We start from the raw sequence: 8,384 nt of genomic DNA on the forward strand, positions 1-8,384 counted from the left end.
GGCGAGCCGTACGGTCGGGTAGATGGACGCGTTCGCCCGCTCCAGCGAGGCCTGCACGGTCGGGTTGATCCTCTCGCCGGTCACGGCGGGCCCGAACCCTGGCTGGTCGCGGGTGTTTCTTGTCCGTGCCGGGCCGGGTGGGGCGCGGGTGTTCCTGTTTCGGGGGTCTGGTGGAGCGGGTGCGGGTGTTGCTCGTTGCGGTTACGGCCGGCTTGGGCCCCTGGTGGGGGTGAGGGTTCCTGCGGGGGTGAGGGTTCCTGCGGGGGTGAGGGTGGGGCGGCGGCGGTCGACCGCTACGGCGGCCAGTGCGGGTAGGCCGGGTAGCAGGGGCCAGAGGATCGGCCCCATCGAGGCGGTCAGGGCCACGGCGATCAGGGCGAGCAGCAGGAGCGCGGTGCCAGCCGGGTCGGACCGGGTGCGGTCGACGGCCGCTGCGGCTGCGGCCGGCCAGCCGGTGCTCGGTTGCCAGGCGACCGCCGCGCGCAGTGCCATCGCGGCCAGCAGGGCGGTGGCGAGCAGCAGGGCCGGGCCGATGACCCGGCCGCCGGGCAGTCCGGCGCCGACCGCGGCCGCGTCGAGCGTGAGCACCGCGGCCAGGACGACCGGCACGAGGTACGGCCACCAGCCACTGCCCGCCGCCGCGCGCAGTGCCCGCAGATAGCCCCGTACGGTGACGCCCGCGCCGTCGTCGGCGCGATCGCGCAGTACCGTCACCGCCGCGGTGACCGCCACGTACGCGGTCACCAGCGGCAGCGCGGCGACGAGGGTGAGCAGACCGAGGACCAGCACCTCGGAGAGGCGGGCCAGTCCGGCGGCGAACCCACCGAAGCGTGGCGGTGCCGGGGTGCGGTGTGTGTCGTCCTCGGGTCCGGTCACCGGCTCAGCCCTTCAGCCCGGAGGTGGCGATGCCCTCGACCAGGTAACGCTGGAAGGCGAGGAAGAAGAGCACCACCGGCACGATGCTGAGCACCGACATGGCGAACATCGGGCCGAACGCCGACTCGCTGGTCTGGTCGATGAACAGCCGCAACGCCAACGGCAGCGTGTACGTCTCCGGGTCGTTCAGATAGACCAGTTGACTGAAGAAGTCGTTCCAGGTCCAGATGAACGTGAAGATCGTCGTGGTGACCAGCGCCGGCTTGAGCAGCGGCAGGATCACGTACCGGAAGGTCAGCACCGGGCCGCAGCCGTCGATCTCGGCGGCGTCGTCCAGTTCGCGGGGCAGGCCCCGGATGAACTGGACCATGAGGAAGATGAAGAACGCGTCGGTGGCCAGCAGCTTCGGCAGGATGAGCGGGACGAAGGTGCCCACCAGGTCGAGCTTCTGGAAGATCGTGTACTGCGGGATGAGCACCACGTGGTACGGCAGCATGATGGTCAGCAGGGTGAGCGCGAACAGCGGCCCACGCAGCTTGAACCGCAGCCGGGCGAAGGCGTACGCGGCCAGGGAGCAGGAGATCAAATTGCCCAGCACCGCGCCGACCGCGACGATCAGCGAGTTGCCGAAGAACCGCCACACGCTGATGCCGGCGATACCGTCCAGTGCGGTGGAGTAGTTCTCCGGCACGAACCGGGTCGGGAACAGGTCCAGGCTGGACAGGATCTCGTCGGTCGGCTTCACCGACGCGGTGAGCAGCCAGACGATCGGGTAGAGCAGCAGCAACAGCATGGCGATGATCAGTGCGTGCCAGCCGAGGCCGCGCAGTCGGCTGCCGGTGGTGCTGGACTGCGGGTAGGTGGTCATTTGTTCTCCCCGGCGTAGAAGACCCAGCGGCGGGAGGTGCCGAAGAAGAGCGCGGTGATCAGGGCGACGGTGATCAGCAGGATCCAGGCCATCGCCGAGGCATAGCCCATCCGGAACTGGGAGAAGCCGCGCTCGTAGAGGTAGAGCGTGTAGAACAGGGTCGAGTTGCTCGGCCCGCCCCGCCCGCCGCTGACGATGAACGCGGGGGTGAACGCCTGGAACGCGTGGATGGTCTCCAGCACCAGGTTGAACAGGATGATCGGGGAGAGCATCGGCAGGGTCACCGAACGGAATGTGCGCCAGCGGCCGGAACCGTCGACCGCGGCGGCGTCGTACAGCTCCTGCGGAACCTGCTTCAGCCCGGCCAGGAAGATCACCATGGGGGCGCCGAACTGCCAGACCGCCAGGATGATCAGCACGTAGATGGCGTAGTCCGGTTCGTTGATCCAGCCGCCGGTGTCCCAGCCGACCTGACCGGTGAGCGAGTCGACCACGCCGTTGTCGGTGAACAGTGCCCGCCAGGCCAGCGCGATCGCCACCCCGGTGCCCAGCAGCGACGGGGCGTAGAACGCGGACCGGTAGAAACCCTGTCCGCGCCGCGCGTTGTTGAGCAGCATCGCCACCGCCAGGGCGGCGGCCAGCTTCAACGGTACGGAGATCAGCACGTACGTCGCGGTGACTTTGGCCGAGGCGAGGAACCGGGCGTCGTCGGTGAACAGCCGCTTGTAGTTCTCCAGGCCGACCCAGTTCGGACTGGTGAACAGGTCGTAGTCGGTGAACGACAGGTAGAGCGAGGCGAGCATCGGCCCGAGGGTGAGCAGCAGCGCGCCGCAGACCCAGGGGGAGAGGAAAAGGTATGCGATGCCGGGCCGGTGGCGCCGGTAGCGTGGGCGGTTGCGCCCTGCTTTGGCGGTCGGGTCGGCGGGCCCGGGGGGCGGCCGGCGCAGTGTGTCAGTCGTCATGGCGTAGCAATCCGATCGGCTCGTGACGCCTGCGCCGCAGGGGCGGCGCACTCCCGTGGCGGCGCGCGTGAAACCATTCAATGACGGGGAACGTACCGGCGGTCGGGGGTCCTGTCAACGAAATGGACACGGCCGTGAAACATTCATCGAACTCCGCTGGCCAGGAGGTTGGCGAGGTGAATCGTTTCATTCGAGCCCTGGAAAATCCCGGCCGGGACCCCGGTCGTTCCGGTCGCCCGCGGCCCGGTCGTCTCAGTCGCCCGGGGCCCAGTCCGGGTCGCGCCCGAACGCCGCCACCAGCCGGTCCTGCTCGCTGGCATTCTCCGGTACGTGCACCGCGGCCGCGACCAGGCCGCCCTGCCGGTACATCCCGACCTGCTCGGTGAACCAGCGGGCGCACTCGTGCACCGCCTCGGCGTCCAGCTTCGGCTCGACGCCGATCGCCACGGCGAGGTCCCAGCCGTGCACCAGGTGCTCGGCCAGCAGTTGGTGCAGGTACTCGCTCGCGGGGGTGTCGCCGAACGAGAGGTGCACCGTACGGTCGAGCGCACCGGGCTCGCTCGCACCCCGCTCGGCCGCCGCCGCGGCATCCTGCGCGGCACCGGCCGGATCGTCGCCGAGCAGGTCACCGTCGAACTGGTCGCCGACCTGCTCGATCGTCGCCCCGGCCAGCAGCGGCACGGTCCACCGGTCCTCGGTGACCACGTGGTTCACCAGCGTGCGTACGTCCCAGTCCCCGCACGGGGTGGGCAGCGCCCACTGGTCGTAGCCGACCTGGGTGACCCGGTCGGTGAACTCGTCCAGGCTGCGCCGGTACGCCTGCAGCAGATCCATGACCCGATTCTGCTCCGCTTCCGTCCCACCGGCCGGTCTTTCCGCGCGGCGGCTACCCGCCCAGCTGTTCGGCCCGGCCGTTACCCGCCCAGTCGTTCGGCCCGGCGGTTACCCGCCCAGTCGTTCGGCCCGGCGGGTCAGCCGTCCAGTTGTTCGGGGGAGAGGCCCAACTCGCGTGCGGTGGCGAGGTGTACCCACTCGGAGAGCAGGCGGCGGGAGATCACCCGGTCGTGCACCGCCGACTGCACCGCGAGCCCGTCGATCAGGGCGTTGATCCGCCAGGCGGCGCCGCCCGGATCGTCACAGACGAACACTCCCTCGTCCACGCCGGCCGCGATGATGTCGGTCAGGTCCTCCCGCCAGCGCAGGTCCAACCGCCGGGACACCTTCTCCAGTTCGGGGGTACGCAGCGACTCGGACCAGCCGTCGATCCACATTCCCCACGACTTCGACCGGCCGGTCGGTGCGTACAGTTTGAGGATCTTCCGGAGCTTCTCCAGCGGGCCGGCCGAGGACCGGACCACCGCGTCGAGCCGGGCCAGGTCCTGCTCCGCCGCGTACGCGAACGCCTGCGCGAGCAGTCGTTCCTTGGTGGCGAAGTGGTAGAACACGAGCGCCTGGCTCACCCCGGCGGCCTGGGCCACATCGGCGGTACGGGTGTTGGCCAACCCGCGCTCCTTGATCACCGCACAGGCGGTACGCAGCAGCGCATCTAGGCGGACCTCGGCCGCGCGTCTCGTCACGCGGCTACGTTAACCTATCGATGTGAATACGGTAAGTCACCAATACTGACGGTCTTTGGCTCGTGACCGGATGTGGGATGGCCAGCTCAAGTGCCACACCCGGCGGTACGCATTGATCTCTATCGGGTGAAGATATCGGAGTTCGTCGGTGGCTCGTAGTAGGGTCCCGCACATGCCCGAGGGTCAGGCCCCCGTCCCACCAACGGCCGACGCCGAGCGGGACGGATCCCCACGACCGTCGATGGTGGAGCAACCGACAACCGGCTCGACGGGTCCGGGTGCCACGGCTGCGTCGGTCGCACCCGGTGAGCCCGCGACAGCGGTCACGGTGGTCTACGACGACGAGGAACGCCCGGCCAGGGAACTCACCGGACCGGCCGCCACCGTCGTCGCCGTGGCCGCGTTCACCGTCGCGCTGCTCGTACTGGCCCAGGTGTTCCGGCCGCTGTCGCAGGGCAGCCAGTACTACCTGATCATCTTCCTCGCGGGCGTACTCCCGTTGGTCTTCCTCGCCTACCGGTCCGGCCTGCGGTGGCCGGCGCGGCTGACCCGACGCGGCCCGGTGCCGCCCGCCGATCGGCCGGACCAGCCCACGGCCGACCGGCCCACGGCCGGCGACTGGCTGCTGGCCGGACTGGCCCTGGTCGTCTGCCTCTACCCGGTGCTGCCCATCCCGATCGCCGGGGCCGGCGGCGGCTACGACGCCTTCCTCGACCGGCAGGGACTGCTCGCCCCGACCGACGTGCTGCTCGGCGCCCTGCTGCTGGCCCTGCTGATCGAGGCCTGCCGACGCACCACCGGCTGGGTGCTGCCCGTGGTCTGCCTGCTCTTCCTCGGCTACGGCTACTACGGCGGACTGCTGCCGCAGCACTGGGCGATCGCCCACGCCGGACTCGACTTCGCCCAGATCGTCGACGCGCTCTACAACTCCGGCAGCGGCTTCTACGGCACCCCGCTCGACGTCGCCGCCACCTACATCGTGCTGTTCACCATCTACGGCGCCGTACTCGACCTCTCCGGCGCCGGTCGCTTCTTCGTCGACCTGTCCGTCTCCGCGTTCCGGCGCTCACGCAGCGCCGCCGGCCGCACCGCCGTCGCCGCCGGCTTCCTGCTCGGCACGGTCTCCGGATCCGGTACGGCCACCGCCGTCAGCGTCGGCGCGGTGAGCTGGCCGATCCTGCGCCGCGCCGGCTACCCGCCCGAACAGGCCGGCGGCATGCTCGCCGCCGCCGGTGTCGGCGCCATCCTCTCCCCACCCACGCTCGGCGCCGCCGCCTTCATCGTCGCCGAGTACCTGGGCGTGTCCTATCTGACCGTGCTCGGCTGGGCGATGATCCCGACCCTGCTCTACTACCTCGGCATCCTGCTCGCCGTCGAGATCGACGCCCGCCGCTTCGGGGTACGGGCGGTCGAGGTCGTCGCCGGCTCGCCCGGCCGGCTGCTGCTCCGCTTCGGCTACCACTTCTCCTCCCTGATCGTCATCGTGGTGCTGCTCGCGACCGGGGTCAGCGCCACCCGCTCGGTGGTCTACGCGACCGCACTGGCGTTCGTACTCTCCTTCCTCGACCGGCGAGGATGGCTCACCCCCGACCGCCTGTTCACCGCCCTCGTCACCGGCGTACGCGGAGTGCTCCCGGTCGTCGCGGTCTGCGGCGCCGCCGGCATCATCACCGCCACCACCACCAAGACCGGCCTCGGCGCCCAGTTCGCCGGTCTGCTCGTCCGCGCCGCGGAAACACTCGCCGACCGGCCCGCGGTCGTACTCGCGCTCACCGTCGTCTTCGCCGCGATCGCGCTCGCCCTGCTCGGGCTCGCCGTACCGGTCACCGCCTCGTTCATCATCGGCTGGGTGATCATCGGGCCGGCGCTGCTGGCGCTCGGCGTACCGGCTCCCGCGGCGGCGATGTTCGTCTTCTACTACTCGGTGCTCTCCGAGGTCACCCCGCCCACCGCGCTCGCCGCGGTAGGCGCCGCCGCGATCACCGGCGGCCGGACCGTGGCGACCATGTGGCAGGCGTTGAAGTACGCGCTACCGGCCTTCCTTGCCCCGATCGCCTTCGTGCTGACCGGGCCGGGGGAATACCTGCTCGGCCGGGGACCGGTCCTCGGTGTGCTCTGGACCGCCGCGGTCGCCTGCCTCGGCATCGCCGCCGTGGCCACGGCGAGCGGCGGCTGGCTGCTCGGTATCGGCCCGGTCGGCTCCCCCGGTCGGATCCTCGCCGGGCTGGCCGGCCTGCTGCTGCTCTACCTGCACCCGGTGTCGATCGGGACCGGCGCCGCCCTGCTCGCCGGCGCCGCCGTACTGGCAGTGGCCCGCCGCCGCGCCGACCGGCAGCCGGCCGTGGCAGGTCCGGCAGCGGCGCAGCCGGTTGTAGCAGATCCGGTTGTGGCGGGGGCGCCAGCGGCACCGCCATCGGTAGGGGGAGCGGTGGGCCAGGGGGCGGCGGCGGTGGCGGGAGCGACGAGTCAGGGGTCAGCGGCGGCGGGAGTGGGATCCGGCGCGGCCGGACCAAATCCGGGATCGGGGTCGGCCGGACCGGGGTCGGGGTCGGCGGGATCGGCGGCGGGATCGGGGACTGCGGGGGTGTCCCGGTCGAGCGGTTCGGTGGGGCGAGCTGGTGAGGCGGGGGAGGCCGGGGCGGCCGACCCGGTCGAGGGAACCGGCGAGATCAGGTCAACGGCCCGGTCGGCCCCTCCGCCGGACCGATCACCCCGGAAGAAGGAGAGTTCATGAACCGTGCCACGAGGGCCGTCGCGGGCATCGCGGCGGTCGGCCTCGCGCTGACCGGCCTGGCCGGCTGCGGCGGCCGGCAGGACGGGGCCACCACCGATGCCGGCGGCGAGGTGAGCTGCGAGGTCGGCGCCGACATCCGGATCGGCATCGCCACCGGTAACTCCACCGGTGTCTACTTCGCGCTCGGCAACGCCTACGCCGAGCAGATCACCACCGCCACCGACGGCAACGTCAAGGCGACCGCCGCCGAAACCGGTGCCTCGGTGCAGAATATCCAGCAGTTGGTCGCCGGAAGCTACGCGGTGGCGTTCTCGCTGGCCGACACCGCGGCCGACGCGGTCCAGGGCACCGGCAGCTTCGAGGGCCAGGCGCAGCCGGTGCAGGCGCTCTCCCGGATCTACACCAACTACACCCAGGTGGTCGTCCGTACCGGCTCGGGAATCACCTCGGTCGAAGGCATGAAGGGCAAGCGGATCTCGACCGGTTCCCCGAAGTCGGGCACAGAGGTGATCGCGAACCGGCTGCTGGAGGCGGCGGGTCTCGACCCGGCCCAGGACATCCAGGCCCAGCGGCTCGACCTGACCAAGACCGTCGACGGTGTCAAGGACGGCTCGATCGACGCCTTCTTCTGGTCCGGTGGGCTCCCCACCCCAGGCATCACCGACCTGTTCACTACCTCACGGGACCAGGTCGCCTTCCTGGACATCACCCCGTTGCTGTCCGAGATGAAGAAAATCAACCCGGTGTACGAGGAAGGCGCCATCCCCGCCGCCACCTACGGCACCCCAGCCGCCGTACGGACCATCGTGGTGCCCAACCTGCTGCTGGTGAAGGACGACCTCGACCCGAACCTGGTCTGCGTACTGACCAAGGCGCTCTTCGACCGCAAACCGCAGCTCGAACAGGCCAATGCGGCGGCCAGGGAGATCAGCCTGGAGACCGCCCGCAAGACCACTCCGGTGCCCCTGCACCGTGGCGCCACCAAGGCGCTGGACGACCTCAACGCCCCGAAGTAGTCCAACTCGTCCGTCCCGGGTCCGCCCGTCCCGGACCCGGGACACCCTGACCGTGCCGCCGCCGGTCGCCACCTCACTGCCCGGGCGATTCACCCGAATCGGGGCCGAAAAACCGCCCGCCCCGTACGTCTTTCAGACCACCACCCATCCACCATTCATCCGACCTTCCCTCCAAACCAGGTTCCTAGGACGCTTCACGGACTGTGCTCCGCGCCCCTCCGCGTACGCCTCACCTGCCCGATTCGTACGGTCCTCACCTGCAACAACGTCCGTGCCGTGGGGGGGGGGCCCCCCCCCGCGTCCCCCCCCTTGTGCCGATGTTGGGCGGGCGGGGAAAATTATAATACGTCA

Annotated in this window: 7 protein-coding genes; 2 read left to right on the plus strand and 5 right to left on the minus strand. The window is 70.6% G+C overall.

Annotated elements, in window-relative coordinates:
• Positions 1-201: 201 nt before the first annotated feature.
• The 5 genes from AB0J90_RS35515 to AB0J90_RS35535 all read right to left on the minus strand — a co-directional run bounded on the left by AB0J90_RS35515 (position 202) and on the right by AB0J90_RS35535 (position 4,283).
• The gene (locus AB0J90_RS35515; RefSeq protein WP_363603483.1) at positions 202-876 is read right to left on the minus strand and encodes a hypothetical protein; all 675 of its coding nucleotides are present in this window, start codon (positions 874-876) and stop codon (positions 202-204) included.
• A 4-nt stretch (positions 877-880) separates the two neighbouring features.
• Positions 881-1,744 (minus strand): carbohydrate ABC transporter permease, encoded by an 864-nt coding sequence (locus AB0J90_RS35520; protein WP_363603484.1) that lies wholly within the window; start codon positions 1,742-1,744, stop codon positions 881-883.
• Complete coding sequence (locus tag AB0J90_RS35525; protein WP_363603485.1) at positions 1,741-2,706, minus strand: sugar ABC transporter permease; 966 nt, start codon at positions 2,704-2,706, stop codon at positions 1,741-1,743. The genes AB0J90_RS35520 and AB0J90_RS35525 overlap by 4 nt, the downstream gene beginning before the upstream one ends.
• Positions 2,707-2,958: 252 nt before the next feature.
• Positions 2,959-3,540 (minus strand): TIGR03086 family metal-binding protein, encoded by a 582-nt coding sequence (locus AB0J90_RS35530; RefSeq protein ID WP_363603486.1) that lies wholly within the window; start codon positions 3,538-3,540, stop codon positions 2,959-2,961.
• A gap of 137 nt (positions 3,541-3,677) precedes the next feature.
• On the minus strand, positions 3,678-4,283 hold the full coding sequence (locus AB0J90_RS35535) for a TetR/AcrR family transcriptional regulator (RefSeq protein WP_363603487.1): 606 nt from the start codon (positions 4,281-4,283) through the stop codon (positions 3,678-3,680).
• A 172-nt stretch (positions 4,284-4,455) separates the two neighbouring features.
• On the opposite strand from AB0J90_RS35535, the gene AB0J90_RS35540 reads away from it, so the two are divergent.
• Both AB0J90_RS35540 and AB0J90_RS35545 read left to right on the plus strand, forming a co-directional pair.
• Entirely contained in the window at positions 4,456-7,017 is a 2,562-nt protein-coding gene (locus tag AB0J90_RS35540) for a TRAP transporter fused permease subunit (protein ID WP_363603488.1), read from the plus strand.
• Positions 7,014-8,033: a TAXI family TRAP transporter solute-binding subunit gene (locus tag AB0J90_RS35545; protein ID WP_363603489.1), complete on the plus strand. Its 1,020-nt coding sequence runs from the start codon at positions 7,014-7,016 to the stop codon at positions 8,031-8,033. Before AB0J90_RS35540 ends, AB0J90_RS35545 begins: the two co-directional genes overlap by 4 nt.
• Positions 8,034-8,384 lie beyond the last annotated feature (351 nt).

Origin of the sequence: Micromonospora sp. NPDC049523, assembly GCF_040676775.1 — a bacterium.
Classification (GTDB): domain Bacteria; phylum Actinomycetota; class Actinomycetes; order Mycobacteriales; family Micromonosporaceae; genus Micromonospora_G.